This is a genomic window from Amycolatopsis jejuensis (assembly GCF_000717335.1).
GTDB classification, from domain to species: Bacteria; Actinomycetota; Actinomycetes; order Mycobacteriales; family Pseudonocardiaceae; genus Amycolatopsis; species Amycolatopsis jejuensis.
The window spans coordinates 1-26,258 of sequence record NZ_JNYZ01000012.1 but is presented as its reverse complement, the minus strand read 5'-3'; the positions used below and the strand labels follow the sequence as shown (position 1 = coordinate 26,258).

The window sequence follows — 26,258 nt, the reverse complement described above, 5'->3', positions numbered from 1 at the left end:
GACGGCGGGCACGTGCTCCGGGAGACGCTGCGCTCGTATCTCGACGCCACCCGCAACTCACCGTCGACGCGGTCGCGTTCGAAGCATGGTGAGCCCTCCGACGATCATCGTGGGAGGCCGGGTCGCAGGGCACCCGGCGGGCCACCGGTTGAGACGACCGAATCCACCGCATGCTCCATTGAAGAGCACGCCGAACGCGGCCGCCGGAGGAATCCGGTCAGCAGGCGATCTCGCAGTAGAGCCGGTGTCCATTCTCGACTGCGCCCTTGGCCAGGACAGCGAGTTCGGTCAAGAACCCAGCCACCTCCTCGACCTCTCCTGCCTCGTTCACTTCCACAAAGGCGACCGCAGCGGCGTGCAGCGCACCAACATCGGCGGCGGCGAGCGCGTCGCGGAAACTGTCGGCGAGCGACAGGATGACCACTTCACCTTCGTCGACTTGCGCGACCAGCGGGCAGTGGGCCGGATCGTTTTGGACCTCATCAGTCGTCCGGCCGGTCAGCACCGCCTCGACGGGCAGCAGGTCGAGCTCGGGATCGACACCCTTCGCGACGAGCTCGGGGTAACCAGCGCTCCGGGCCGTATCCGGATTCTCGAGCTCACGAGCCGCCGTCTCGTCGTCCGCGGCCACGAAATAGTCGTACCACATCCGCGAACGATAGCAAATTCAGGAAGCACAAAATGCCCGCGCGGGTCAACCGCTTCCCAAACTGCTGCCTTCAGAAAATCAAGCTCGACGAAATGGGCACAATTGTCCACCGGTTCCGATTTCCGCCCGCCCTTCCTGCGCACGTCGGCCAGGGGTGACGGCGGGCTCCTTGCGAAACCCGCCGTTGCCGCTCAACAGGCACCGGACATCTGCGTCCGGTACTGCCGTAGTTCGCTCCGGTTCCGGCAGCCGCAATCAATTCCCTCGATGGAACGTGACGCCGAATCCGTTGCAGCTTGCCGTCGCGCGTGGTGAGGTTGGCCGGCGGGCAGTACCGCAGCAGCGGGGCCGAGCAGCCCATCGTCTCGCATTGGTTCGAACCGGGCGCGGGCTTCGCACCGGTCGTCTCGATCGTAATGGAGAACGACACCGCATTCACGTAGCTGACGTCGTACCAAGGCGCAGCCTTGTCGCGCCGGTCGAAGGTGAACTCGGCAAGGCTGGTCGGCTGTTCACCGGCGGGTACAGCGGTCGGCCACGTTGCCGCAATCGCCGACCACGCAATGGAAGCTGCTGCCCGATTTTCCGGTACCACCCTGCCGGGCGAAGAACTTTCCACGCCGGTGGCCCGGATTGCCCGATTCGGGCACGGTGACCGTCGCCCGCTGGCCGTCGTTCAGCCGGGGCAGGCCGGTCGGGTTCTTCGAGCCGTCACCGTTGCCCCTGCCGCCGATCCAGATCGGCTGGCCGGTCCGGGTTGACGAAAGTCGCCGTCCGGTTGGCCGTGGTGCTTTCCGCCGAGGCGGCACCCCGCCCGACTGTGATCACCAGGTGCCGCAAGGCCTGCCCAATCGGACCGTGCCGTACGCGGATATTGTGCTGCATCCCGGTATCGCTTTTTTCGAGTCGCCGATCATTTGCCGAGGTCAGAAGTCCTTCGCGGCATAATTGATCCGTTGTCAAATTCTGCGCACCCCGCGCGAACAATCTCCTCGAATCTTCGGCGGGTTTCGGCTGCACATTCTCCCGGCCCGTGGACGCGCCGTCGGCGGCCGCCTCACGGCGTTTGTGGCAACCCCCTGCTCGATCGGTTCGGCCCCCCTCCCTTCACACCCGCCAGTTGAGGTCATGGTCAACGATCCGGCGTATCGGCTTTCACCCGCTGCCGACGGCGATATGCCGCCGTGTGGACGCGGTTTGCGCATGTTCGGGCATCACAGAAACGACGAGAGTGGTTTTTGGTCGTGTCGAAGAGCACGTTTGCGCAGCCGTCGGCGGCGCAGATTCTGAGCCGGTCCGATCCGCGGTCTCGAACCACGACCAGGAGCGCCATCAGGCCCGTCACGAAGACGCGCTGCGCCAGCGTCGCACCGGGACGCGCGTAGTGAAAGTGCCAAGCCCCGTCGTGATCGGTGAGCTGGGGGAGCACATCGCATTCGGACAACAGCCGATTGAGGTGCGTCACCAGCTCCCTCTCGTCCTGAACCTCGAACGCAAAGCGCAGCCGGGGGCGCAACTTCCGAAGAAACCTCAAGTCGGCTGACGTCAGATCGTCGACGATCCAGCCGTGCTCGCCGAGGAGCTGAGCGCACGCGTCGAGATCCGGCAGGCCGTCGGTCCCGTCGCTGGGGGCGAGGCTGTTGACCAGTGCCACGACGGTGTTCACGGCTCGCTCGCCGTAAGGTTCAAAAGACATTTGACTCCTGTTCCGGCTCGCGCTAGCGTCTGATGTATCGACAGGGTCAAAACTACCATAGGGCCTGTTGCCGCAGAGGCGCGGCACAGCGCCGAGGAGGACGTCGATGGCCGCCCCCTTGCCCGGCAAACCACACCTGATCACTTTCGACACGTATGGAACGCTGATCGACTGGGATACGGCTTTGCGCGCATATGTTCGCGCCCTTTTCGCCCGCAAAGGCGTCGATCTTGACGTTTCGAGCTTCTACCGCGACTGGTACTACGGCCACGCATTGCCTGCAGTGACCGGACCCTTCCTGCCGTATCGAGAGTTGCTGACGACGACGTTGCGCACGGCTCTTGCTGCTGCGGACGTACCGCTGGACGCCGACGACGGCCACGATTTCGGGGATGCGATGGCAGCCGCCAGACCGTTCCCGGATGCTGCCGGCACGCTTGCCCGGCTCGCGCGGCACGTGCCGCTGGCCACGATCTCCAACAGCCAGCACGACATCATCCGCGAGAGCAGCAGGCTTCTGGGAGATCCGTTCACCTACGTGTTCACCGGAGAGGACGTGCGTGCGTACAAGCCGGACGCGGCGCTGTTTGAGCTCGTTCTCGAGAAAGCGGGCGTGAGTCCCCACGACGCGGTTCACGTCGCACAGTCGCAATACGTCGACCTGCCGCGTTCAGTGCCGATGGGCATTCCGACGATCTGGATCAACCGGCACGGCCAGACGCTCGCGGACGGGACGCCGGCACCGACACTCGAGATGCCGGACCTGACCCAGCTCGCGAGCGTGCTCGGTTTCAGTCCGGATGGCGAACAATGACCGGGGGAACAGCGTTGACCACTACCACGACCGAGCGCTTTGTCGCCTCATTACGCGACTATCGGTATCCGGCGCTGCAGGACCAGGCGCTCCACGACGGCAAGCGTGCTCTGTTCGACTGCCTTGGCGCGATGCTCGCCGCGACCGCCGATTCCTGGCCGATCCTCGGCCTCGTCGAAGGCGTCGCGAAGGAGACCGGTGGGGTACCCGAGTCCTCACTGATCGGGTCGAGCATGCGAACCAACGCGGTGACCGCGGCTCTCCTCAACGGGACCCTGGCGTATTACTGCGACATCGAAAGTCATCATCCGACCGCGAACGTCCACGCGACCGCCGTCGTCGTCCCTGCCGCGCTCGCCGTCGGACAGCGCATGCAGTGCAGCGGCGCCGACTTGCTAGCCGCCGTCGTCGGCGGAATAGACGCAGCTGCGCGAATCAGCTTCGCGCTCGGTCCGGCCGCGCAGTATGCGCGCGGGTTCCATCCCTCGACCGTCGCCGGCACGTTCGGCGCCGCCGTCGCTGCGGGACTGCTACTCGGCTTGGACGACGAGACTTTCCTGGACGCACTCGGACTCGCCGGGAACTCCTCCTCGGGGCTGCTGGCGTGGGTCGACGATCCCTCCGAACAGTCGCGGCCCCTGAATATCGGCCTTGCCGCCCGGAACGGCGCACAAGCGGCGCTGCTCGCCGCCGCCGGGCTGAAGGGTCCGGCGGACATCCTCGCCGGCAAGTACCCGTTCGGCCGCGCCTTTTCCGACTCCTGGGACGAGGCCAAGCTCTGGCCGCAGGACACCTCGTCCCTCGAAGTCAGCCAGCTGTTCTTCAAACGCTGGTCCTGCTGTGTCTTCATCCCGGCAAGCGTCGAGGGCGTCCTCGCCATCCGCGACGAGGACCAGGTTCCGGTCGACCGGATCGAGAGCATCACGGTCCGCGCTCCCCTCTCGGTCTACGAGGTGGTCGACGGAAACCCGCTGCGATCACACAATCTGCAGTACGTCGTCGCCGTCGCAGCCCATCACGGAACCGTCCGATTCGACGACATCATCAACGATCGCCGTCTCGAGGACGAGCGCGTCAAGGAGCTGCACGATCGCATCACCGTCAAGGGAGACAAGAGCCTCGACGAGGCCGCGGGAGCCGGTCGCCAGTCCGTCGCCTCGACGGTCACGCTGACGACTCGCGACGGCACGCGACACTCACGCCACGTCACACATCCGCGTGGCTCCGCTGAGAATCCTCTCACCGAGGAAGAACTCCGCGCGAAGTTCCAGCACCTGACCGAAGGCGTGGTCTCTCATGAGGACGCCGACGCGTTACACGAAGCGGTGTTCGCCATCGAGCAGGCACCCGACCTGTCGGAGTTGTTTGCGCGCATTACAAAGTAAGACTCGAAACGGTTAGGGACAACATGTCTGATGCCCGGCCCAAGGTGGCGGTCTTCGCGACCGGCGGCACCATGGCCTCGCCCGCAGAGCTCGGCATGGGATCAATTCCACGGCTGACGGCCGAGGACTTGATGGCAACTGTGCCCGGCCTGGCCGCGATGGCCGACGTCTCCGCGATCTCGTTTCGGCAGGCGCCTTCGTTCGAGCTGACCGTACCCGACCTGGTCGAACTGGTGGAGAACATCGGCAGGCAGGTATCTGCGGGGGCGACCGGAACGGTCGTCATCCAAGGCAGTGACTGCCTGGAGGAGATCGCCTTCCTGCTCGACCTGCTGTGGAACGGAGACCAGCCCATCGTCGTGACGGGTGCGATGCGCAACCCAAGTCTTCCCGGTGCGGACGGGCCGGCCAACCTCGTTGCTGCAGTCCGCGTCGCGCTCAGCACCGCAGCGAGGGGCCTCGGATCCGTCGTGGTGTTCAACGACGAAATCCACGCAGCGCGTTTCGTCCAGAAGACGCACACATCGAGTCCCGCAACGTTTCGCTCTACGCCCACCGGTCCGATCGGCTGGATCTCCGAGGGCAACGTCAGGGTGGCAGTCCGCCCGGTCGGGCGCCACCATGTTTGGCCGGACCGCGCCCTGGTCCCTTCCGTTGCACTCCTTAAAGTCGGATTCGGCGACGACGGGCGGCTGCTTTCTTCCATCGCGGAGCGCGATTACTCCGGTCTGGTCGTCGAGGCTCTCGGTGGAGGGCATGTGCCTCGAACGATGGTCGCGCCGCTCCAGCAGCTCGCAGCACGCATACCGGTCGTGCTTGCCTCGCGGACCGGCAGCGGCGAGCTGCTCACTCATACTTATGGTTTCCCGGGATCCGAAAGCGACCTCCTGGATCGTGGCCTCATCCCGGCGGGTTACCTCACCGGCCTCAGATCCCGGCTCGTTCTCCTGCTCCTCTTGATGCGCGGATCGAGCCGGGAGCAAGTCGCGGAGGCATTCCGCAAGGTAGGGACGCCAGGGGCAGGCGATCTCCGGCTGGGCACAGGGAAGAGGTAGTGACCATGACAGAGGTGGTCGCGCTACAGCACGCCACCCTCATCGACGGGACCGGGTGCTCTCCCGTGCCCGACGCAACGGGCGTCGTAACCGACGGCCTGATCAGCGCAGCCGGGCCGACAGCATCGGTGCCCGTGCCGGCCGAGGCTCAGGTCCGCGACTATTCAGGCAGCTACCTCATTCCCGGTCTCATGGATGCGAACGTCCATCTCGTCTCGGCCCGTACACCGGACACGCTCCTGGAGTTCGAAGGCCGCTACGAGGAGCTGGCGTTCGAGGCCGCCGAACTGGCCCTCAAGTACGGTCTGACGACGGTGTTCGACACCTGGGGCCCGGCCGGACCGCTCGTCACGGCCCGCGAGACGATCAACAGCGGCCGGCGGGCAGGGGCGCGGTTCTTCTGCGCCGGCAACATTCTCGGCCTGGGCGGCCCGATGTCCGAGGACTTCTTCAAGACCGGTCTGACCTTCGAGCCCGCGACCAAGCAACGCATCAACGATGTGTGGGAGGTCGGTTGTGGCACCGAGCTGATCTCGCTGACGGTCGACGAGATCGGTGACGCGGTTGTCGCCTACGTTCACGCCACTGGTGTCGACTTCATCAAGTACGCCGCGTCCGACCATCGCATGGAAGGCTTTCTGCTGTTCTCCGAAAAAGCCCAGCGGAGGATCGTGGCGTCCGCGCACGCCGAAGGGAAATTGGTCCAGGCGCACACAACCTCGATCGAGTCCCTGCGCATGGAGGTCGAGGCAGGCGCTGACCTGCTTCAGCACCCCGACATCACCGGCGGCCACCCGATCCCCGAACCGCTCATGGACGAGATCGTCGCCCGCCAGTTGCCGTGCATGACCATGTTCCACACCGAGCGGTACCTGGCGTGGCTCGCCGACGCGAAGCCCCAACTCGGAGCCCGTGCAGCCATCAGCGACCAGAACAACCGCGCATTCATCGCCAAGGGCGCCCGTGTCCTGCTGACCACCGACGCGTTCGCCTACGGGCAACGCGTGAAAAACCACCCGGGATTCCGCCCCGGCATCCTCGAAGACTCCGTGCCGGACATGCCGACTCACCTCGGATCAGCCCACTTCCGGTGGATCAAGGCCGCTTGGGAGCGAGGGATGGAACCAATGGAAATCCTGCGCTCCGCAAGCGCCTACACGGCGGAGGCGTACGGCAAGAGCGACCACTACGGCACCGTGACCCCCGGCAAGGCCGCCGACATGGTGATACTCGACGATGACCCGCTGGCCGCCCCGGAGAACTACCGCAAGATCCGCGACGTGATCAAGGACGGCATCATCATCGACCGCAGCTCCCTTGCGACCCAGCGGTTGCTTGCGGACGATCCCGGTGAAGACGGCTGAAGGTTGTCCCCGCAGCGATGGGGTTCGATGTTTCGGCCCGACACGCCGGGATCGCGGCCAATGGGCGCGGGCGCCGGGGTCAACGAGCTGATGATCTCCGAGCTGCTGCTGCACGCCCGCGCGGCTGCCGCCGGATATAGGCAGGGGCCCTGTCTCCACGAATGGAAACAAGGCCCCTGCCGTATCTGTCTCGACCAGACGTGCGCCCGAAGGGATTCGAACCCCTGACCTTCTGATCCGTAGTCAGATGCTCTATCCAGCTGAGCTACGGGCGCGTGTTCAGTTGTCAATCTAGCACCTGCCGTAACAGGTACCAGCGGAGGCTCCGGGATTTGAACCCGGGAGGGGGGGTTACCCCCAACCGCATTAGCAGTGCGGCGCCATAGACCAGACTAGGCGAAGCCTCCTGGGCCCAAACGACCACTGCTCAGATAGGTTACACACCCCCCGGCCTCCTCCGGAACGGACCCCCCTCAACGGTGTAGCAGCCGCCGCAGCCAGGGGGAACGGCCTCCTAAACCCTCGGCTTCGAAGGTGGCGATGCCTACCCGCGGGAGGGAACCCACGCCGGGATACACGAGGTACCGCGGGACCCACCGGGGCTGGAACTTGGCGTTGAACCGGTACAGGCTTTCGATCTGGATCCAGCGCGAGAAGAAGTGCAGTACCTTCGCCGACAGCCGCGCCACCGGGCCGGCGCCGATGCGCTGGCCTTGTTCCATCAGGGCCCGGAAAGCGGCGAAGTTCAGCGACACGTGGTCGATCCCGCGGTCGCGGGCGTGCAGCAGCAGCTCGGAGATCATCAGCTCGTTGACGCCGTTGTCGGCCGTCCGGTCGCGGCGCATCACGTCCAGCGACAGGCCTCGCTCGCCCCACGGCACGAACTGCAGTACGCCGCGCACGCGTCCGCCCTGTTCGGCCGTGACGATCACCGCACCGCGGTCGCCCATCCGGCCCAGCGCCATCGAGAATCCGCGTTCGGTTTCGGTGCCGCGCCAGGTCGCGGCCAGGTGCACCAGCTCGGTCAGCTCGCCCTGGCGCAGGTCTTCGGCCCGGCGTACCAGCACCTTGTACCCGGCCCGCTTCGTCCGCGACGCCGCCTGCCGCACGCCGCGCATCACGCGGCCCTCCAGGCTGAAGGTCGCGGTGTCGACGATCGCCTCGTCGCCGATTTCCAGCACCTCCAGCCCGAACCGCGCCCACACCGTCGCGCCGAGCTCGGACGCGCCCATCGCAGCCGGTACCCACGCGCCCCGCCGGCAGACGTCCAGGTACTCCTCGATTGCGCCGGGCCACGCCTCGTGGTCGCCGAGCGGGTCGGCCGAGGTCAGCGCGACCCCGCCGATCACCCGGAACGTGACGGCCGCCTTGCCGGTCTTCGAGAACACCGCGAACTTGTCGCGCCGCAACGCGAAATACCCCAGCGAGTCGCGTTCTCCGTGCTGCTGCAGCAAGGCGTGCAGCCGCGCGAGCTCGTCGTCGGACAGTTCCGGTGCGGGTTCGGCCGAGCGCAGCAGGAAGTACGCCGACACCAGCACCCCGGCGATGCTGAAGAGGAGCCCGATGGTTGCGGACAGATCCTCGAACCACATCTCGTGGAACACCGCGGGCCCGCTCACCCCGGTGAGCGCGAGCGCCGAGTGGGCAAGCCGGTCGGCGAAGCTCAGCGGGTCGACCATCCGGGCCGGCGCGACCGACAGCAGCACCACATTCAGCACGAACCCGGCCAGCAGGAACTGCAGCAGCACGCGCAACGCCCGCCAGCGGCCGACCGTCGGATCGGGGCGCGCGATGAAATACCGGCGCGTGGCGAGGAGCCCGGCAAGCAGGACCACCGACACCACCCCGGCGCCGAACACATGCCGCAGCCCCAGATGGGACACGGTCAGCAACGCCGAAAACGCCACCGCCAGCTGCCACGCGCGGCGCTTACGACGACGTAACCCCGCGGCGAGCATGATCAACACCACCCCGGTGACCAGCGACACGGCAGCCGCGGCGGTGGTGGCGTCCTGCGGCAGCTCCAGCCACTCCGCGACGTGCCCGCGCAGGTTGCGGCCGACCGGCACCACGGTCGACACCAGCGTGGCCAGGCCGGCCAGCCTGGTCACCCACGTAATGGCCACGACCGACGTGACGCCGGCCACGTGCCAGGTGTGCTGCGCGCGGGTCCCCGTCACCACGCGTGCAACACGTACGGCCTTGCCATGCTTCCCCCTGTCACTTCACGGCGAGCTCCACGAACGGCTCGAGCGCGGCCGGATTGGCCAGCGCGTCCCTGCTCACCGCCCTCTCCGGCGCGACTCCGGAGAGGATTCTCTTCACCGGTACCTCACACTTCTTACCGTTCAACGTACGGGGAATCTCGGCGACGACGATGAACCGATCGGGTACGTGTCGCGGCGACAGCGCGTTCCGGAGCTCTTTCCGCAGGTCAGGCTCGATTTCCTCGAGCGAGACACCCGAAGCGAGGACCAGGAAGCAGAGCAGTTGCCCGTCTTCGTTGCCCACGGCCGACGTGTCGACCACCAGTGAGTCCGCGACCTCGGCGAGCCCCTCCACGACCCGGTAGAACTCGGCGGTGCCCATCCGTACGCCGCCGCGGTTGAGCGTGGAATCGCTGCGGCCGTAGATCACCGCCGAGCCACGGCGGGTGATCTTGATCCAGTCGCCGTGCCGCCACCGTCCCGGGTACATCTCGAAGTACGCCTCGCGCAGCCGTGAGCCGTCCGGGTCGTTCCAGAAGTACACCGGCATCGACGGCATCGGCTCGGTGATCACCAGCTCACCTACCTCGTCGACCACCGGCTCGCCCTGCTCGTCGAGCGCCACCACCGCCGCCCCCAGCGCGCGGCAGGAGATCTCGCCGAGCCACACCGGAACGTCCGGGGCCGCGGCGACGAAGGCCGCGCACAGGTCGGTGCCGCCGGAAACCGAGCAGATCTGCACGTCGCGGCCGATCTCGTCGGCAATCCAGCGGAAGCCCTCCACCGACAGCGGCGCGCCGGTCGAGCCGAGCGCGCGCAGGGCGCTGAGGTCGTAGCGCGCGGACGGCGTGATGCCCGCTTTGAGACAGCTCTGGATGAACGGCGCGGACGTGCCGAAGTAGCTGACCCGATGCTGTTCGGCCAAGTGCCACAACACATTCAGGTCCGGATGGCCGGGACTGCCGTCGTACAGCACGATCGTGGCACCGACGGTGAGCCCGGAGACGACGAAGTTCCACATCATCCAGCCGGTGGTGGTGAACCAGAAGAACCGGTCGCCGGGGCCGAGTCCGGTCTGCAGGGCCAGCGCTTTGAAATGCTCGACGACGATCCCGCCGTGCCCCTGCACGATCCCCTTCGGCAGCCCGGTGGTCCCCGAGGAATACAGCACCCACAAGGGATGCGCGAAATCCACCGGCTCGTACGCGAGTTCGCCGCCGGAGTGTTCGGCGAGCAGCGCGTTCCAGTCGACGGTGTGCTCCAGGGTTCCGTCGCCGACGTATTTCACGAGAATGGTGGCTTCGAGGGACGGGATTTGCTCGCGCAGCCGCTGCACGGTGCCGCGAACGTCGAAAGCGCGGCCGTTGTAGGCGTACCCGTTCACCGCGACGAGCACTTTCGGCTCGATTTGCGTGAAACGGTCGGAAATCGCGCGAATGCCGAAGTCCGGGGAGCACGACGACCAGATCGCGCCGAGGCTTGCCGTGGCGAGGAATGCAATGAGCGTCTGCGGGCAGTTCGGGGCAAGCGCGACCACGCGGTCGCCCTTGCCGACGCCGAGCGCCCGCAGCGCCGCACGCGCCGCGCCGACGTGTGCACGCAGGTCGCCATACGTCAGCTGCTCGGCGAAACCGTCTTCACGATGGAAGATCACGGCGAGCTCGTCGTCGGCTTTCGGTGCTCCGGCGCCGGGACTCAGCGAATGCTCGGCGTAATTGAGCGTGCCACCGTCGAACCATTTTGCCGTCGGCATTGCCCCGGACAGCACTTCCCGTGGCTGTTCGTGCCAACGTACGCCGAAGAATTCCGCGACCGCGGCCCAGAATTCGGGGACGTGCTCGACCGAGTAATGCCACAGGTCGTCGTAATCGGTGAGATCGACGTCGTGCCGGTCGCGCAGCCACTCGCGAAAGGCTTCGATCTTCGAATCGGCGACCCGGTTCGCGTCGGGTCGCCAGAGCACCTCGGGAATGTCGGCGGTCACTCTCCGATGCTAAACCCGTACGTCACCTCAGGTGCGCGTCGAACCAGGCGAGGGTGCGCTGCCAAGCTTCCGCCGCGGCACCGGGATCGGCATCGAAGCGGTGGTTCGCACCCGGGTAGCGGACGACGTTGGTGGCCACCTTCGCCGCCGCAGCGGCCTCGCGCAGCTGCTCCACCTCGGCCTCGCCGGCCTCGTCCCCCGCGTCGCCGTACATGCCGAGCCACGGGCTCGTGACGTGCCCGGCGATTTCCAGCAGTTTCGGCAGTTCCGTGACCGCCTGCCCGCCGACGCTCACCGCCGCGCCGAGCTTGCGATGCGACGCGACCACCAGCGCGGCCGTACCGCCGAGGTCGAACCCGACGACGCCACGCAGATCCGCGTCGACGCCGCGCTCCAGCAGCCATTCCAACGTGACGTCGGTGGCGGCGAGCAGGTCACGCTGGGTCAGCCGCTCGTCGCGGTCGATGTGCGGTGTGACGGTGAGCCAGCCCTCCCCCGCGAGGCTCGTGACCAGCAGCAGAACCCCGTCGGTGACGCCCTGGCCCGCGTGCAGCACGACGAGCCCGCCGCGGATGACGCCCTCGGGTTCGGCGAAGGTGAGGCGGAGGGTGCGGCCGTCGGTACGCTGGTGTTCCACGGTGGTCGTCGACGTCATCGCCTCATGCAATCACCTCCGGGTGAACATTGGGAACCTTTGCGGATCGGCCGGGGCGAGATACGGTGGCCTCGCCGTCCCGTGAAAACCGAGGAGAACCGACGATGCCGTCCCTCGCCCCCCGTCCCGACCTCGATTCGTTGCCGAAGTACGTCCCTGGCCGGACGATCGAGGGCGCCGTCAAGCTGGCGAGCAATGAGGTGCCCGGGGGCCCGCTGCCGAGCGTGCAGGAGGCCATCACGGCGGCGCTGACCGGCGTGAACCGGTACCCGGACAGCGGGTCGCAGGCGCTGCGCGAGCGGCTGGCCCGGCGGCTGGACGTGCCGGTGGAACGGGTCGCGATCGGCTGCGGCTCGGTGTCGCTGTGCCAGCAGATGATCCAGGCGTTGTGCGACCCTGGCGACGAGGTGCTGTTCGCCTGGCGGTCGTTCGAGGCTTACCCGATCGTGGTCCAGGTGGCCCATGCGTCCGGCGTGAAGGTCCCCGTCACTCCGGAGCACGGGCTGGACCTCGACGCGATGCTCGCGGCGATCACCGACCGCACGAAGCTCGTGTTCGTCTGCAACCCCAACAACCCGACCGGTACCGCGCTGCACCGCGACGAGATCGAACGGTTCCTCGCCGCCGTGCCGCCGCACGTGCTGGTGGTGCTCGACGAGGCGTACAAGGAATTCGTCACCGACCCCGAGGTGCCGGACGGCATCGAGTACACCCGCTCGCGGGACAACGTGGCGGTGCTGCGCACGTTCTCGAAGGCGTACGGGCTCGCCGGGCTGCGGGTGGGGTACGCCGTGGCGCCGGAGCCGATCGCCGACGCGTTGCGCCAGGTGTACGTGGCGTTCTCGGTGAACAGCATCGCGCAGGTGGCCGCGATCGCGTCGCTCGACGCGGAGGACGAGCTGCTCGCCCGCTGCCGCGAGATCATCTCCGAACGCACCCGGGTGCGCGACGCGTTGCTGGAGATCGGGTACGAAATCCCGCCGACGCAAGCGAATTTCGTGTGGTTCCCGCTGGGCGAGCGGACGACGGCGTTCGCCGAGCACATGCTGGACCGGAAGCTGATCGTGCGGCCGTTCCCCGGCGAGGGCGCCCGCGTGACGATCGGGACCCCGGAGGAGAACGACCAGGTGCTGGCCGCCGCGCGGGAGTTCCTGGCGGGCTGAGCTACTTCAGCACCAGCTGTACGACAGCGGCGAGACCGATCACCACGATCACGCCGCGCAGCACGGTGGGCGACAGCTTGCGGCCGATCCGGGCCCCGAGCTGGCCGCCGATCGTGGAGCCGAGCGCGAGCAGCCCGATCACCGGCCAGCTCACCGGCGCGACGAACGCGTAAATCGTGCCCGCGACGATGTTCACGACGGCCGACAGCACGTTTTTCACGCCGTTGAGCCGCTGCATGGATTCGGACAGCAGCATGCCCATGACGGCCATCATCATCACGCCCTGCGCGGCGGTGAAGTAGCCGCCGTAGATGCCGATGACGAACAGCAGCCCGAAAAGCAGCGGACCGGCGTGGTGCTCGCGCCCGTTGGCCTCGCGGCGTTTCTGCACCCACTTGGACACTCGCGGCTGCACGATCACGAGCACGACCGCCAGCCCGACGAGCACCGGTACGACGGTCTCGAAGGCGCCCTTGGGCAACGTCAGCAGCAGGATGGTGCCGCCGATGGCCCCGAAGAACGAGGCAACGGCGAACCGCACCACCTGCGGCCAGTACCCGACGAGCTCGGCCCGGTACCCGTACGCCCCGCTGATGGTCCCCGGCGCCAGCCCGACGGCATTGGACGTCGTCGCGGTCACCGGCGAATACCCCAGCGCGACCAGCACGGGAAACGTGACGAGCGTGCCGGAGCCGACGACCGTGTTGATCGTCCCCGCCCACATCCCGGCGACGAAGATGACCACGGCGTGCCACCACGTCATAAAGCACTCACAGGCTGACCCTAGGCACCCACGCCGATCCCGGCGACGCGATGTGTCCGGTCCGACACTCATCCACCGTTTTCCGGGCCAAGACGCCACAGTGAGACCCGTTCGGCCGCTCGTGCCGCCGCGAGCAGGTCACGTGCATCCCGGGCAGGTCTCGGACGCACCTCCATCCGCCCGCGCACGGCAAGCCCGGCCGCGGCGAATTCGGTCAGTAGTTGTGCACGGGTACGCAGCCTGAGCAGTTCCGCGAGGTCCGACAGCACCAGCCAGGCCTCACCGCCGGGCGTCAGATGGTCCGCGACGCCGCGGATGAACCCCGACAGCATGCGCCCGCCCCGGTCGAAAACCGCCGCGTCGAGTGGTGAGCTCGGCGTTGCCGGTAGCCACGGCGGGTTGCAGACCACCAGGTCAGCGCGGCCGGGTGGGAACAGGTCGGTCTGGGTCACGGTCACGCGGCCGCTCAAGCCGAGCCGGTGGATGTTGTCCCGCGCGCAGGCCACGGCTTGCGGTGCGATGTCGGTAGCCACGACGCGGCGAACTCCGCGTTTGGCAAGTACCGCCGCGAGCACTCCGGTGCCGGTGCCGATGTCGAACGCCGTGCGCACACCGGTCATCCGGGCAGTGGCGACGAGATCGACGTATTCGTTACGGGTCGGCGGAAATACGCCGTAGTGGGGATGAATCCGCGCGTTCAGCGCCGGGACGGGGACGCCGTCCTGCCGCCACTGATGAGCGCTCAGCACCCCGAGAAGCTCCCGAACCGAGACGACGCACGGCTCCACGATGTCGCCGTAAACCGCACGCACGCCCGCCCGGGGAGATCGCGTCCGGCGTCGAGTTCGATCAGGAGCATTCCGAGCACCCGCGCCCGGTTCTTCCGCCGCTGACGGTGCCGGTAGAAGCTCGTCGCCCCATCCGGCGAAGCCTCGACCGACCGGCGGTCCAAGATCGTGCTCATCCCGGAAAGCAGCCGCCGCGCATCGGCGAAATCGGCCCGCCACAACATCCCGACCCCCTGCGAAGCCAGCCGAAGTGCCCGATCGGCCCGCAGTCCGGTTTCTATGACCTCGATTCGCCCCGGCGGCCGCACCCCACCAGCCGACCGCCATTCGGCCGACCGAGAACGGCCGTTCTCATTCCAGGAAATCGTCGTTTTTCCATGAGCAGCAAGATGTTCCACGAAGGACTCCATTGACAGGAGCCGCCTTCGAACGAGCACGCACGCGGCGCGGTAGAGGACACGGTCGTCCGAAGACGACCCGAAGGGCTTACCCGACGGCCGTCACTCGGACGGCGCCCACCAGTCCAGAGCCACGCATACGCAGAACATGCACGCACTGTACCCGACGCGCACCGGACGGCTTGCTGTGTTTGGACTCCTGTGTTTGGGCTCCCACGTTTGGCCCCTTTCGCCGCCCGCGCCGTGATCCCGGCCGCACACGTGCCGTGCCTCTTCCCGCCGGTTGTGCGGGACTACCGGCCCACGGCTCGCGCTGGACTCGGCCCCGCGGAGTCGCACCGACTTGCTCCGGCTCAGCCGGGCAGCCAACCCACGACTCACACCGGGCTCAGCCACCGCGCAGTCAACACCGACACACTCCAAGCAACCGGCCCACACCGAGTTCAACCCCGCCCAGCCCGCACCTCCCTTCTCCGCCCCACCACTCACCCGCACTCACCGCTCAAAGACGCAGAACTCATTCCCCTCCGGATCTGCCATCTGGTGCCATTCCCGGTCTCCTCCCCGGGGCGCCACCATCCGCGCCCCGGCTGCCGCAAGTTCCTCCGGATCTCCCCAGACGTCCAGGTGCATCTGGTTCTTCACCGTCTTCGGCTCCGGAACCGGGTTGATCCAGATCAGCGGCCCCTCACCACCGGGGTCGACGATCGGCACCGGCGACCCCCGCGTGCCAGCCACCTCCCGCCGGACATACCCCAGCACCCCGCACCACCAGTCCGCCATCGCCTGATGATCCATCGCATCCAAAGCCAGATCCTTGAACTTCGCAGTCACCACGTTCTCCTCCCCTGACCAAACCCACTCCCGATAGTGACACCCACCACCGACAATTTCCCGCCCCGCGCCCTCGGCTGCCAGGATGGACGGCGTGGCCCACGAAACCGATCAGGTATGGAGCGCCACCGTCGACCATCTGCGCGGGATGATCGACTCCGGTGAGCTCCCGCCGGGGTCGCGGCTGCCTGCGGAAAGGACGCTGTGCGAGCAGCTCGGCATCAGCCGCGGGTCGTTGCGGCAGGCGTTGCGGGTGCTGGATTCCATCGGGTACGTCCAGATTCGCGCGGGGTCCGGCACGTACGTCCGCGAACAGGAAGCCGGGCCGCTGAGCAGCTGGTTTTCCGAGCACGAGCAGCTCGTGGAGAAGCTCTTCGACCTGCGGGCGGCCGTCGAGCCGACCCTCGCCGAGCGGCTTGCGCGGCATCATGCGCCGCGGGTCGTGCAGCGGCTTGCGGACAACGTCGCCGAGATGGCCGCTGCGGCCGAGGCCGGGGACATGCTGCGGGTGATTGCGACCGACGCCGAGTTCCATCGGGTCATTGCCGGGAACGCGGGTAACGACGACGTCGCTGACCTGCTCCGTTCCGTGCTCGCGCTCGTCGGCGAGGAACGTCGGGCCGCGCTGCGGTTGCCCGGGCAGATTCGCAAGGCCGTCGACGAGCACCGCGCCATCCTCGACGCCATCCGCCGTTCCGACGCTGCCGCCGCCCGCGAGATCACGCTCAAACATCTGCTAGACGCGAAAACCTACGCGCACGACTACGCGTCTTCCTGAGCAAGAGGACCCAAACAGCGCTACAGTCTTCACAAGTTTGTGAAAGTTTTGACAGCAGGGGGCAGACCGTGGAAAAAGTCCACTTCACCGGGGAAAAGGCGACCATGCTCGGCACGCTGTTCGGCCGCGCACTCGACGCCCGCCGCGCCGATCCGATTCTCGGCGACACCGCTGCCGACGAGGCCGTCCGGCGCATCGACTACGACTTCCGCAAGCTCGGCGTCAACGAGAACACCGCCGTGTCGGTGGCGATCCGGGCCCGCGCCATGGACGAAATCGCGGGCAAATGGCTGTCCGAGCATCCCGACGCGGTCGTCCTGCACCTGGGCTGCGGCATGGACACGCGGGTCTTCCGCTTGGATCCACCGCCCACCGTCGCGTGGTTCGACGTGGACTACCCGGAGGTCGTCGACCTGCGCACCCGGCTGTACCCGGAACGTGACGGCTACACCACGATCGGCTCGTCGGTCACCGATTTCGAGTGGCTGGATCAGGTACCCGGCGACCGTCCGGCGCTGATCGTGGCCGAGGGGCTCACGATGTACCTCACCGCGGAGTCCGGCGGCGAGCTGGTCCGCAGGCTCGTCGGCAAGTTCCCGTCCGGCCGGCTCGTGTGCGATTTCTTCAGCTCGCTCGGCATCAAGGCGCAAATGGTGAACCCGGTCGTCCGCCGCTCGGGGGCCACTCTCCGTTGGGGCATCGACGATCCGCATGACCTCGAGCGCTACGGCCTTAGCCTGGTGTCCTGTTTGGACGCATCGGAGTGGGCGGCCGGTGACACGCTCACGAAACTCCCCACCGCGTCCCGGCTCGCCCTGCGCGCCACCGCGCTCATCCCCGCCGTCCGCCGGATGGGTCGCATCGGCGAATGGGAGTTCTGAGCCCCGACCCCATACGATCGGCTCGTGCGCAGGAAAACCGCAGGGAGGTTCCGGCTGGTTCTGCGCACCAGCCTGGGCTTCGCCGCGCTCGGCGCGGGGTCGAGTGTGGCCGGTGCGGGGGTCGTGGCGTTGCTGCTGCTCCTGCAGGGTCTGCCGGAGGACGTCGGCGACCGCGGCTGGACGCTCGGGGTCACCGCCGCCGTCGTGGTCGCGGTGAGTCTCCTCGTCGGCACCCTCTGGACGGCCTACCTGCAGCGCCGCACCGTCGTCTGGTTCACGATCGGCCGCCCGCCCACTGAGGCCGAGGCCCGTCGCGCGCTGCGGCTGCCGATCGACATGGCCGTCGTCAGCGGCACGTTGTGGCTGCTCGGCGCGCTCACGCTGGGGACGCTAGCCGGGGTGCTCGGGTCGTTCGGCGACGCGGCGGGCATCGCGCTCACCATCGGTCTCGGCGGCCTGACCACGGCCGGGCTCACGTACCTCGCCGCGGAATGGGTCGCGCGGCCGGTGATGACGATGGCGCTCGACGTCCTGCCGCCGAGTGGCTCGCTGCCGGTCACCGTGCTGACCCGGCTGGTGGTCACGTGGGCGCTGGCCAGCGGGGTACCGCTGATCGGCGTCTTGCTGGTGACCACGCCACCCGATCTCGGGCACGGGAACCCCACGGCAAGCCTGATCGTGCTGTCGGTGACCGGGCTGGTCACCGGCGCGATCGGCACCGCGCTGCTGTCCCGCGCCGTCGCCGCACCGTTGCACCGGTTGCGGGTCGCGCTGGACGGAATTGCGCGCGGCCGCACGGACGTGCACGTCAACGTCGATGACTCCAGCGAGATCGGCATGCTCCAGACGTCGGTCAACGAACTCGCCGCGGGCCTGCGCGAACAGGATCGGATGCGGGACCTGTTCGGCAGGCACGTCGGCACCGACGTCGCCCGCCACGCGCTCGAGTACGGCGCTTCCCTGTCCGGCGACGTCCGCGAGGTCACCGCGCTGTTCGTGGACGTCGTCGACTCGACGGCGCTCGCGTCGCGCACTCCGCCGCGGGAGCTGGTGGCGAAACTGAACCGGTTCTTCGCGAGCGTGGTGTCCGCGGTGGACGCGCGCGGCGGCCTGGTCAACAAGTTCCAGGGCGACGCAGCGCTGTGCGTGTTCGGCGCGCCGACCCGGCTGGCCGACGGCCCGACGATGGCGCTCGCCGCAGCTCGCGCAATCCGCGACGCAGTACTGGCCGAAGGCGAGCTTGACCTGGGCATCGGCGTCGCGACGGGACAGGTGTTCGCTGGCCAGCTGGGTGCGTCGAGCAGGCTGGAGTACACCGTGATCGGCGACGCGGTGAACGAAGCAGCCCGGCTCACCGAGCATGCGAAAGCGGTGCCGTCCCGGGTGCTGGCCAGCGAAACGACGGTGAAGTCGGCACTGGGCGGCGAACGGGAACACTGGCGCCTGCACGGAGAACTCCACCTCCGCGGCCGGCACCGCGAAACCCGTACGTGGACGACTTAGCTCACGGCAGCGAAGGCCACGTCAACACCGTCGACCCCCAGGTCAGCCCCGCTCCGAAGGCCGTCAGCAGCACCCGGTGACCCGGCACCAAAGTCCCGTCCGCGACCGCGTCCGCCAGCGCCAGTGGGATCGACGCCGCGCTCGTGTTGCCGACCCGGTCGATGTTCGCCACGACCGCGTCCGCCGGCATGCCGAGCTGCTTGGCCGTCGCCTGGAGGATGCGGATGTTCGCCTGGTGCCCCACGAACCGGTCGACGTCGCCGACCATCCAGCCGGCCTGCTCCAGCACCGCACGCGACGATTCCGCCATCCGCGCGCATGCGTGGCGGTACACGGCCGTGCCCTGCATGACCATGAACCGGTCCTTCGGGTCATCCGACACGCGCCGGGCCGCGCCGCCCGCTTCGACCCACAGCAGCTTGGCCAGCTCACCCTCGCTGTGCAGGTCAAACGGGCCAAGCGCACCGCGTTCGCCCGGCTCGCCCGCGCGCAGCAGGACCGCGCCTGCGCCGTCGCCGAAGATCGGGACCGTGGTGCGGTCGTCCGGGTCGATGAGGGACGTGAAGACGTCCGCGCCGATCACCAGCACCCGCGTCGCGATACCGCCCGCGATCAACCCCGCCGCCGTGGCCAGCGCGTACACGAACCCGCTGCACACCGCGTTGACGTCGAACGCCAGCGCCGTCCCCAGCCCCAGCCGGGCGGCGACCTGGGGGGCGGTGGCCGGGCACAGCTGGTCGGCCGTGGACGTGGCCAGCACGACCGCGTCCGCGCGCCCGTCGCCGAGCGCGGCCCGGCCTGCTTCCTCGGCAAGATCCACAGTGGACTGCCCGGGAGCGACCTGGCGGCGTTCGCGAATCCCGGTACGCGTGCGGATCCACTCGTCTGAGGTGTCCAGGCGGGCGGCGATTTCCTCGTTCGTCACCACCCGGTCGGGCAGCGCGCCACCGAGCCCCGCGACGACGGCGGAACGGGGCGGCAGCGATCCTGCGGCAGTCACGATGGAACCTCCCAGACCGGCTGATGGCGGACGTCGCCGGCTCTCTCCCTTGTATGGCCTACCCCTGGGTAGACCGGTCAGTTGTGTTCTACGTCACTAAGAGACCTCTTCCACATTCGCTCGATAGGAGGTATTGCGCGAGGAGGTCCCGTGCCCAGGTAAACCCGGCGCGTTTTGTCGGTCCATCCGGTTAGCCTGAAGCGTGCGCACTCCCGACCTCGACCGGCTGGACCTTGCCATCCTCGCCTGCCTGCAGGCCGACGCCCGCACGATTGCCGAGGTGATCGGCGCCAAGGTGGGCCTGTCCGCGGCCGCCGTGCAGCGGCGCATCAAACGGCTGCGCGAGGCCGGGGTGATCGAGAAAGAGGTCGCGGTGCTGTCCCCGGCCGCGCTGGGGCTCGACATGACGTTCGTCGTCATGGTCGAGATGGAGCGCGAGAACCTGGCGGTGCTCGACGCCTTCCGCGCACAGGTACTGGCCGACGACTGCGTGCAGCAGTGCTATTACGTCACCGGCACCGCCGATTTCGCGCTCGTGGTCACCTGCCCCGACATGGCCGCCTTCGAGGCGTTCACGCGGCGGATGTTCTTCGACAACCCCGACGTCCGCCACTTCACCACCAGCGTGGCGATGGACCGCGTCAAAGTGGGCCTCACGCTGCCGCTTTCCTGACCGGCCGCGCGACATAGCGATTTTGTTCCCGGCGTTACCTGTTCGCGGCCTGATGCAACCGATCGCGTGAACGTCGCCGGAACGGCGTCACGGCCTCCCCTGTCGATCATCTCCCTGCCGACCAGTTCGCGAGGCGCGAACGACCGGAGGACACCAGGAGCAGCCGTGCACACCACCGACGCCGTACACCAGACCCAGTTCGTGTTGCTGAACGAGAGCACTACGCCGGTGCTGTCCCGCCTCTCCTACCACGTGTCGGAGCCGTTCGCGGTCACCGTCGCGTTCCGGACCGAACGCGGCCGCTGGATCGAGTGGACGTTCGCCCGTGACCTGCTCGTGACCGGGCTCACCGAGCCGACCGGGATCGGCGACGTGCGGATCCGCCCTGACCTGTCCGAGGACGAGGCCTTGCTCACGCTGGAAATCGAATCGCCCGACGGGTACGCGTCGTTCGAGCTGGAACGCGCCGACCTGGAGGCGTTCCTGGAATCGTCCTACGAGCTGGTGCCGCTCGGCGTGGAGAGCGAGCACTTCGACATCGACGCGCTGATCGAGGAGATCAGCAACGTCTGAGAGCTGCCGATCCCGCGGCACAGAAGGCAGCAGGGCGGTTCGAGTACTCTGGAGGTACTCGAGCCGCCCTGCTGTTTTTCGGGGGACCGAAAGGAGATTCAGCCGCGGACGAGCGTCGTGCCGGTCGCGGAAAGGGCCCGGTTCACCGGGTAGTAGAAGCTGTTCACGGTGTCCCCGCCGGAAAGCAGGCCCTGCGCCTGGTTGCCGCTGATGAACGAGCCGCCGGAGTCACCGTGGTCGGACCGCGCGTTGGTGCGCACCATGCCGGTCACGGTGCCTTCCTGATACCGCACGGTCTGGTTCTTGGCGCGGATCGTGCCGCAGGTCCAGCCGGTGGTGGACCCGGATTTGCACACCGACGCGCCCACCGCCGCCTCGGTGGAACCGGTCACGCGGGTGCCGTTGTTGATCTGGCCCACCGGCGTCCAGTTGCTGTTGACCCGGGCGAAAGCGTAGTCGGAGCCGGGGAACCGGTAGGTGGAGAACGAACCCATCGCGACCCGGTTGTAGCCGGTCAGCGCGCCGCCGCCGGTGAGTGCCGCGCAGTGGCCGGCGGTCAGGAAGCCGCCGTTCACCGAAAAACCGACGGAGCAGCGGGAAGAACCGCCGATGTAGTAAGCATCTCCGCCGAGGACGTTGTAGTGCGGCGTGGGCGCCGCAGGCGTTTCCACCACATCGACGGCGGCAGTGTCCACACCGGACTGTCGCACGAAGGTGTCGGCCGCTTCCCGTTGTCCACTGAGGACAGTCAGCGTGACCCGGTTGCTCGCGGTGTCCACTCCCCAGCCGGTGACCGACTTCGGCGCGGCCTTCTCGCTGGCGTTCAGGGTCTGCACGTTCGAGTCGAGCTGCCGAGCGCTGTACCGCACCACCTGCGCCTCGGCCCCGGCCGCGCGCACCCGGTCCACGAGCGCCGGGTTCGTGACGCCGACCCGGGCTTTGCCGGTCGCCGCGTCGAAGCTCGTGCCGCCGAAGCTGTCGCCGAGCGCCTTCTCGAGGCTCGCGCCGACCTGGCCGGCGGCGTCTTCCCGGGCAAGGCGGGTGAGAGCCTGGGCGTGGGTGAGGCCGAGGTCGCGCTGCATGGCGGGGACCAGGCCGGGATTGAGCGGGGCGGCACCGGCGGCCGGGATCCCGGCGAAGGTGGCGGCCACCGCAGCGGCAGCAGTTGCGGCGCCGAGGAATCGGATGGTTCTCATGCTTCTCCCTCGTGATCGTTTCCCCCCGGCTTCGAAGCGTGCGACCTGGTCCAGTCCACTGCAATAAGGGGTGGGGAGAATAGGTAGCTGCCCCGGCCGGGGCAGTCCTTAAGTAGGTATTTGCGCGACTACCGTGTGTTGGCCCCCGCGCGGGCGGTCCGTGGGTTGTCCCGCTGAGCCGCCGATTCCCCCGCGGTTTCGCACGCTTCGTGACCGGTCGCCGGGGTTCCTTCTGCCAACCGGTGACGGTGCGCAGGCAGACGGGTTAGCGCCCGGTTCGCGACACCGCTGGTGGAAGGTTTACCAACTGCGGAGCGCTGCTTAGGCTCCGGGCGAAACGGACAAGACGCTCGCGCAGGGAGGTCGTCATGTGGCCGGCCGTTCCGACGTCGATTTCCGTGCGCCCGCGCCCGGCGCTGTTCACCGGACGCGACCGCGAAATCGCCGCGGTCGCCGACGTGCTCGAGCACCGCCCCGCTGCGGTCGTGGTCGAGGGAGCGCCCGGAATGGGTCGCACGAGGTTTCTCACCGAACTCGCCGCGCGACCGGAGTTCGCCGAGGTCCGGGTGCTGCGGGGCGCGTGTCCACGATTGCGGGAACCATTTCCGTACGGCCCGATTCTCGACGCATTACGCACGGCCGGTGATCGGCTCGGGCCGTTGAGCCCGGTCGCCGGAGCCCTGCGTCCGCTCCTTCCGGAACTGGCCGGGGTGCTGCCGCCCGCGCCGGAATTGCTGCCGGATCCGGGCGCACAGCGGCACCGGGTTTTCCGCGCGTTCCGCGAACTGCTGATTGCGTGCGGTCCGGCCATTCTGCTCATCGACGACCTCCACCGCGCCGACCGGGGAACCGGTGAGCTGCTGCGGTTTCTCGCCGTGGATTGGCCGCCGGAGCTGGGGATAGTCGCCACCAGCCGCGCGGGCGGCCCGACCGTACCGGGCGTGCACACGGCGCGGGTCACCTTGGGGCCGTTGGACATCCCTGCGGTTACCGCAATGGCTCGCGATATTCTGGACGCGCCTGTCACTGCGGAGTTCGCGGAAGCATTGCACGAATACACCGCCGGAATCCCGTTTGTCGCAGAGGAAACACTCCGCGCACTGAGGGGCGCTGAACTGCCCGCATTGGACCAGCTGGAAGTGCCGGTCCCGCTTCGGGAATCGATTTCCACCCAGCTTGCCGCATTACCGGAATCCGTCGCCCGGCTGGTGAAAGCCGCCGCTGTGCTGGGTACCCCCGCCGAGCCGGCAATTCTGGCCCAGCTCGCCGGATTGGATGAACTGCCCGAGGCATTGTCCGGCGACCTGCTGGGCGAAATGGACGACAACCGGTACGGCTTCCGCTTTCCGTTCGCCCGGAAAGCGGTGTACGACGGCGTCTCCTCAGCCGAGCGGAAGCGCTTGCACGCCAAGGCAATCGAGCTACCCGGGCAACCGCTGTCGCTCCTGGCCGAGCACGCCCTCGCCGCCGGATGCGTCGAGAAATGGCGCCACTACGCGGAAGCCGCCGCCGACGAGGCCATCGAGCAGGGTGACACCGCGCGCGCGATCGACTTGCTCCAGGCGATCGTCGCGAAGGCAGCCGAGTCCGCGGTCGGACGGCTCGCCACGAAACTCGGCGAAGTTGCGTTACGCGCCTTCCGGCCGGACGTGCTCGCGACGCTGGAGCAGGTCCTCCACGACCGGCCGTTGCCGCCGGTCGTGCGCGGGAGGATTCGGCTGGCGCAGGGCCTGCTGCTGGTCCGCGTCGCCGGAAGGCTGGAGCAAGGCCGCGCGGCCGTCGAACAGGCGTTGGCCGAGCTGGCCGACCGGCCGGACCTGGCCGCGCGCGGGATCAACCTGCTGGCGCTGCCGTTCGACGGGCTGACCCCGCTGTCCTGGCACGAGCGGTGGATGCGCCGGGCGCGGGAAGTCCACTCCGGACTGACCGATCCCGAGGCCCGGCTGGCGCTCACCGCGGACCGGATCGCGACCGCCGCGCACATCGGCGACGGGACGGCGTGGACGGAGTTCCAGTCGCTGCCGGACACCGCGCCGACCGTCGCCGAACGCGTCCAGCTGGCCCGGCTGTGGGGCAACCTCGCCGACGCGCAGTCGTGGTCCGGCCATCTCGACCGGGCAGAACAGCTGGTCAGCGAGGGTTTACGACGGGCAGCGGAGGCGCGGTATCCACAGAGGTTGCTGGAGGGAACCAAGGTCCGGCTCGCGTGGTTCCGCGGCGAGTGGGACGGGCTGGCCGAAGCGACCGACGACATCCGCACCCGGCACCCGCAGCTGGGCACCCTCGTGATGGAAACGTCGCTGGTCCTGGGTGGGTTGGCGGCCGTGCGCGGTGAGTTCACGGCGGCGCGAAGACATCTGGCCGCGGCGTCCGCGCACCGGCCCGGCGACGGTCCGATTCCCGTCGTGCTGTGCGCAGCATCGGTGCTGATCGACGTACTGCTGTCGACCGACGAGGTCGCCGCGGCCTGCGAAGCAGCCGACATCGCTGTCGACGCCGCTCGGCGCAAAGGCGTGTGGGTCTGGGCGGCGTCGTTGGTCCCGGCCGCCGCGGAGGCGTACACGCGCGCAGGACGTTGGCCAGACGCCGACGCCTTCGTCGAGAAGTTCGCGCGCGGCATCGAAGGCCGTGACGCGCCCTTCGCGGCCGCAGCCCTGCACGCGGGTCACGCTGTGTTGACCGCGGCGCGTGCGAAACACCTAGCCGCCGCAACCCTCTTCGACGCAGCCGCCGTCGCGTACGCGGACTTGCCGATGCCGTATCTCGCCGCACGAATGCGTGACCGCGCAGCATGCTGTCGACTCGAAGCAGGCCAATCCGACGCGACGACGTCCCTCAGCGAAGCCGCGACGGCGTACCTACAGCTAGGCGCGACACGTGACGCAGGCCGGTGCCACCACCTGCTACGCGAGCACGGTGCCTGGGCACCGTCACAGCGCGGCCGTCGCGGCTACGGTCGGGAACTGTCCCCGCGAGAGCGCGAAGTGGCCGAGATGCTCGCGGAAGGCCGGACAAACCGGCAAATCGCCGACGGTCTGTTCCTGTCGCCTCGTACGGTGGAACAGCATGTCGCGAAGGTGCTACGCAAGCTAGGCGCCCACAGCCGCACCGACGTCGCCCGAAAACTGCCGCGCGTTGCTTCGCCCTGACGTCGCGCGCGCCCTACCGTGTGCAGGTGGCTGAGGAACGACTGCCTGCCTGGCGGCGGGCAACCAACGGCGAGACGCGCTGGCCCGCGGCGATCGTGGTGATGGGGACTCTCGCGCTGCAGCTCGCCCTTCCCGACGAGATGGTGCTCCGGCCGTGGTGGCTGCTGCCCGCATTGACCGCGGTGCTGATCGTCGCGCTGATGCTGCTGAACCCTGGCCGCGTGAGCGAATTCAACACCATCGAGCGGATGATCTCGCTGGCCGCGCTCGCCGTGGTCAGTGTGCTGAACGGCGCGTCGGCGGTACAGCTCGTGATCGGGATTGCCGAAGGCTCGTTGCGCGGACATGCGGTGCAGGTACTGATCAGCGGCGTCGTAATCTATTGGACCAACGTCGTCGTCTTCTCACTCTGGTACTGGGAATTCGACCGCGGCGGCCCGGCCCGGCGCGCGACCGGCCGCGCGGAATACCCCGACCTGCAGTTCCCGCAGATGAGCGACCCGTCGATGGCCAAGGCCGAATGGGAACCGCGGTACCTCGACTACCTGTACATGTCGTTCACCAACGCCACCGCATTCAGCCCCACCGACGTGATGCCGCTGCGAATCTGGGCGAAAATGACCATGATGGTGCAGGCCGGGATCTCGCTGCTGCTAGTGCCGCGCCCCAGAAGGTTGGCGAGGTAATAGCTCCCTTCGGGCCGCTCATTTGCCACGCCTGGCACTCTGCCGGGTGGAGGTGGTGCCCGTG

23 protein-coding genes and 2 tRNA genes are annotated in these 26,258 nt (G+C 68.1%); 12 read left to right on the top strand and 13 right to left on the bottom strand.

All coding sequences use genetic code 11. The annotated features are described in order from the left end of the window. Nucleotides 1-217: 217 nt before the first annotated feature. The 3 genes from OO71_RS17525 to OO71_RS17520 all read right to left on the bottom strand — a co-directional run bounded on the left by OO71_RS17525 (nucleotide 218) and on the right by OO71_RS17520 (nucleotide 2,345). Complete coding sequence (locus tag OO71_RS17525) at nucleotides 218-649, bottom strand: hypothetical protein (protein ID WP_033290893.1); 432 nt, start codon at nucleotides 647-649, stop codon at nucleotides 218-220. Between the two features lie 70 nt (nucleotides 650-719). Next, complete coding sequence (locus OO71_RS52230; RefSeq protein ID WP_245633698.1) at nucleotides 720-1,244, bottom strand: thaumatin family protein; 525 nt, start codon at nucleotides 1,242-1,244, stop codon at nucleotides 720-722. A 537-nt stretch (nucleotides 1,245-1,781) separates the two neighbouring features. Then, nucleotides 1,782-2,345: a CGNR zinc finger domain-containing protein gene (locus OO71_RS17520; protein ID WP_033290892.1), complete on the bottom strand. Its 564-nt coding sequence runs from the start codon at nucleotides 2,343-2,345 to the stop codon at nucleotides 1,782-1,784. A 106-nt stretch (nucleotides 2,346-2,451) separates the two neighbouring features. Here OO71_RS17520 and OO71_RS17515 point away from each other — a divergent pair, with 106 nt between their 5' ends. From OO71_RS17515 to OO71_RS17500, 4 genes are read left to right on the top strand one after another with little or no spacing between them, the layout of a single operon-like run. Further along, a complete protein-coding gene (locus OO71_RS17515; RefSeq protein ID WP_033290891.1) occupies nucleotides 2,452-3,159 on the top strand; it encodes an HAD-IA family hydrolase in 708 nt (235 codons plus the stop codon). A gap of 14 nt (nucleotides 3,160-3,173) precedes the next feature. Next, on the top strand, nucleotides 3,174-4,544 hold the full coding sequence (locus tag OO71_RS17510; protein WP_211260545.1) for an MmgE/PrpD family protein: 1,371 nt from the start codon (nucleotides 3,174-3,176) through the stop codon (nucleotides 4,542-4,544). A 23-nt stretch (nucleotides 4,545-4,567) separates the two neighbouring features. Next, nucleotides 4,568-5,599 carry an asparaginase gene (locus OO71_RS17505; protein ID WP_033290889.1) on the top strand — a complete coding sequence of 344 codons (1,032 nt, stop codon included), beginning with the start codon at nucleotides 4,568-4,570 and terminating at the stop codon, nucleotides 5,597-5,599. 5 nt (nucleotides 5,600-5,604) lie between these two features. After that, nucleotides 5,605-6,963 (top strand): amidohydrolase family protein, encoded by a 1,359-nt coding sequence (locus OO71_RS17500; RefSeq protein ID WP_156096355.1) that lies wholly within the window; start codon nucleotides 5,605-5,607, stop codon nucleotides 6,961-6,963. A 201-nt stretch (nucleotides 6,964-7,164) separates the two neighbouring features. Here the strand turns inward: OO71_RS17500 and OO71_RS17495 are convergent. The 5 genes from OO71_RS17495 to OO71_RS17475 form a co-directional block, all read right to left on the bottom strand. Continuing rightward, nucleotides 7,165-7,238, bottom strand: a tRNA-Arg gene (locus OO71_RS17495). Nucleotides 7,239-7,280: 42 nt separating this feature from the next. Beyond that, nucleotides 7,281-7,370 (bottom strand) — tRNA-Ser (locus OO71_RS17490). 66 nt (nucleotides 7,371-7,436) lie between these two features. Next, nucleotides 7,437-9,146, bottom strand: coding sequence for a phosphatidylglycerol lysyltransferase domain-containing protein (locus tag OO71_RS17485; protein ID WP_033290887.1), 1,710 nt, complete (start codon nucleotides 9,144-9,146; stop codon nucleotides 7,437-7,439). Between the two features lie 37 nt (nucleotides 9,147-9,183). Further along, on the bottom strand, nucleotides 9,184-11,154 hold the full coding sequence (locus OO71_RS17480) for an acetoacetate--CoA ligase (RefSeq protein WP_033290886.1): 1,971 nt from the start codon (nucleotides 11,152-11,154) through the stop codon (nucleotides 9,184-9,186). A gap of 22 nt (nucleotides 11,155-11,176) precedes the next feature. Continuing rightward, a complete protein-coding gene (locus tag OO71_RS17475) occupies nucleotides 11,177-11,809 on the bottom strand; it encodes a dienelactone hydrolase family protein (RefSeq protein WP_033290885.1) in 633 nt (210 codons plus the stop codon). 104 nt (nucleotides 11,810-11,913) lie between these two features. Here OO71_RS17475 and hisC point away from each other — a divergent pair, with 104 nt between their 5' ends. Continuing rightward, the gene (gene hisC / locus OO71_RS17470) at nucleotides 11,914-12,972 is read left to right on the top strand and encodes a histidinol-phosphate transaminase (RefSeq protein WP_033290884.1); all 1,059 of its coding nucleotides are present in this window, start codon (nucleotides 11,914-11,916) and stop codon (nucleotides 12,970-12,972) included. A gap of 1 nt (nucleotide 12,973) precedes the next feature. Here the strand turns inward: hisC and OO71_RS17465 are convergent, their stop codons facing one another. From OO71_RS17465 to OO71_RS17455, 3 genes are all read right to left on the bottom strand, one after another. After that, entirely contained in the window at nucleotides 12,974-13,735 is a 762-nt protein-coding gene (locus OO71_RS17465; RefSeq protein ID WP_033290883.1) for a sulfite exporter TauE/SafE family protein, read from the bottom strand. A gap of 68 nt (nucleotides 13,736-13,803) precedes the next feature. Continuing rightward, nucleotides 13,804-14,547 (bottom strand): methyltransferase, encoded by a 744-nt coding sequence (locus tag OO71_RS46470; RefSeq protein WP_245633697.1) that lies wholly within the window; start codon nucleotides 14,545-14,547, stop codon nucleotides 13,804-13,806. A gap of 869 nt (nucleotides 14,548-15,416) precedes the next feature. Further along, nucleotides 15,417-15,755: a VOC family protein gene (locus OO71_RS17455; protein ID WP_033290882.1), complete on the bottom strand. Its 339-nt coding sequence runs from the start codon at nucleotides 15,753-15,755 to the stop codon at nucleotides 15,417-15,419. An 85-nt stretch (nucleotides 15,756-15,840) separates the two neighbouring features. Here OO71_RS17455 and OO71_RS17450 point away from each other — a divergent pair, with 85 nt between their 5' ends. From OO71_RS17450 to OO71_RS17440, 3 genes are all read left to right on the top strand, one after another. After that, the gene (locus OO71_RS17450) at nucleotides 15,841-16,533 is read left to right on the top strand and encodes a FadR/GntR family transcriptional regulator (protein ID WP_033290881.1); all 693 of its coding nucleotides are present in this window, start codon (nucleotides 15,841-15,843) and stop codon (nucleotides 16,531-16,533) included. Nucleotides 16,534-16,601: 68 nt separating this feature from the next. Then, nucleotides 16,602-17,414 carry a class I SAM-dependent methyltransferase gene (locus OO71_RS17445; RefSeq protein ID WP_033290880.1) on the top strand — a complete coding sequence of 271 codons (813 nt, stop codon included), beginning with the start codon at nucleotides 16,602-16,604 and terminating at the stop codon, nucleotides 17,412-17,414. Between the two features lie 24 nt (nucleotides 17,415-17,438). After that, on the top strand, nucleotides 17,439-18,917 hold the full coding sequence (locus OO71_RS17440) for an adenylate/guanylate cyclase domain-containing protein (protein WP_033290879.1): 1,479 nt from the start codon (nucleotides 17,439-17,441) through the stop codon (nucleotides 18,915-18,917). A 1-nt stretch (nucleotide 18,918) separates the two neighbouring features. On the opposite strand, the gene OO71_RS17435 is transcribed toward OO71_RS17440, so the two are convergent. Beyond that, a complete protein-coding gene (locus OO71_RS17435; RefSeq protein ID WP_425388684.1) occupies nucleotides 18,919-19,917 on the bottom strand; it encodes a beta-ketoacyl-ACP synthase III in 999 nt (332 codons plus the stop codon). Nucleotides 19,918-20,119: 202 nt separating this feature from the next. Here OO71_RS17435 and OO71_RS17430 point away from each other — a divergent pair, with 202 nt between their 5' ends. Both OO71_RS17430 and OO71_RS17425 read left to right on the top strand, forming a co-directional pair. Then, nucleotides 20,120-20,590, top strand: coding sequence for an Lrp/AsnC family transcriptional regulator (locus tag OO71_RS17430; protein WP_033290878.1), 471 nt, complete (start codon nucleotides 20,120-20,122; stop codon nucleotides 20,588-20,590). Nucleotides 20,591-20,755: 165 nt separating this feature from the next. Next, a complete protein-coding gene (locus OO71_RS17425) occupies nucleotides 20,756-21,163 on the top strand; it encodes an SsgA family sporulation/cell division regulator (RefSeq protein ID WP_033290877.1) in 408 nt (135 codons plus the stop codon). Between the two features lie 98 nt (nucleotides 21,164-21,261). Here the strand turns inward: OO71_RS17425 and OO71_RS17420 are convergent, their stop codons facing one another. Further along, a complete protein-coding gene (locus tag OO71_RS17420) occupies nucleotides 21,262-22,359 on the bottom strand; it encodes a S1 family peptidase (RefSeq protein WP_033290876.1) in 1,098 nt (365 codons plus the stop codon). Between the two features lie 368 nt (nucleotides 22,360-22,727). Here OO71_RS17420 and OO71_RS17415 point away from each other — a divergent pair, with 368 nt between their 5' ends. Both OO71_RS17415 and OO71_RS17410 read left to right on the top strand, forming a co-directional pair. After that, complete coding sequence (locus OO71_RS17415) at nucleotides 22,728-25,508, top strand: ATP-binding protein (protein WP_033290875.1); 2,781 nt, start codon at nucleotides 22,728-22,730, stop codon at nucleotides 25,506-25,508. 101 nt (nucleotides 25,509-25,609) lie between these two features. Beyond that, nucleotides 25,610-26,194 carry a DUF1345 domain-containing protein gene (locus tag OO71_RS17410; RefSeq protein WP_033291261.1) on the top strand — a complete coding sequence of 195 codons (585 nt, stop codon included), beginning with the start codon at nucleotides 25,610-25,612 and terminating at the stop codon, nucleotides 26,192-26,194. The last annotated feature ends 64 nt before the right edge of the window (nucleotides 26,195-26,258 follow it).

Excerpts from the sequence above, each read along its gene's own strand:
- OO71_RS17525 (WP_033290893.1), bottom strand. The coding sequence starts at position 649 with ATGTGGTACGACTATTTCGTGGCCGCGGACGACGAGACGGCGGCTCGT.
- OO71_RS17520 (WP_033290892.1), bottom strand. The coding sequence starts at position 2,345 with ATGTCTTTTGAACCTTACGGCGAGCGAGCCGTGAACACCGTCGTGGCA.
- OO71_RS17515 (WP_033290891.1), top strand. The coding sequence starts at position 2,452 with ATGGCCGCCCCCTTGCCCGGCAAACCACACCTGATCACTTTCGACACG.
- OO71_RS17505 (WP_033290889.1), top strand. The coding sequence starts at position 4,568 with ATGTCTGATGCCCGGCCCAAGGTGGCGGTCTTCGCGACCGGCGGCACC.
- OO71_RS17500 (WP_156096355.1), top strand. The coding sequence starts at position 5,605 with ATGACAGAGGTGGTCGCGCTACAGCACGCCACCCTCATCGACGGGACC.
- OO71_RS17475 (WP_033290885.1), bottom strand. The coding sequence starts at position 11,809 with ATGACGTCGACGACCACCGTGGAACACCAGCGTACCGACGGCCGCACC.
- hisC (WP_033290884.1), top strand. The coding sequence starts at position 11,914 with ATGCCGTCCCTCGCCCCCCGTCCCGACCTCGATTCGTTGCCGAAGTAC.
- OO71_RS17465 (WP_033290883.1), bottom strand. The coding sequence starts at position 13,735 with ATGACGTGGTGGCACGCCGTGGTCATCTTCGTCGCCGGGATGTGGGCG.
- OO71_RS17450 (WP_033290881.1), top strand. The coding sequence starts at position 15,841 with ATGGACGGCGTGGCCCACGAAACCGATCAGGTATGGAGCGCCACCGTC.
- OO71_RS17420 (WP_033290876.1), bottom strand. The coding sequence starts at position 22,359 with ATGAGAACCATCCGATTCCTCGGCGCCGCAACTGCTGCCGCTGCGGTG.
- OO71_RS17415 (WP_033290875.1), top strand. The coding sequence starts at position 22,728 with ATGTGGCCGGCCGTTCCGACGTCGATTTCCGTGCGCCCGCGCCCGGCG.
- OO71_RS17410 (WP_033291261.1), top strand. The coding sequence starts at position 25,610 with ATGGGGACTCTCGCGCTGCAGCTCGCCCTTCCCGACGAGATGGTGCTC.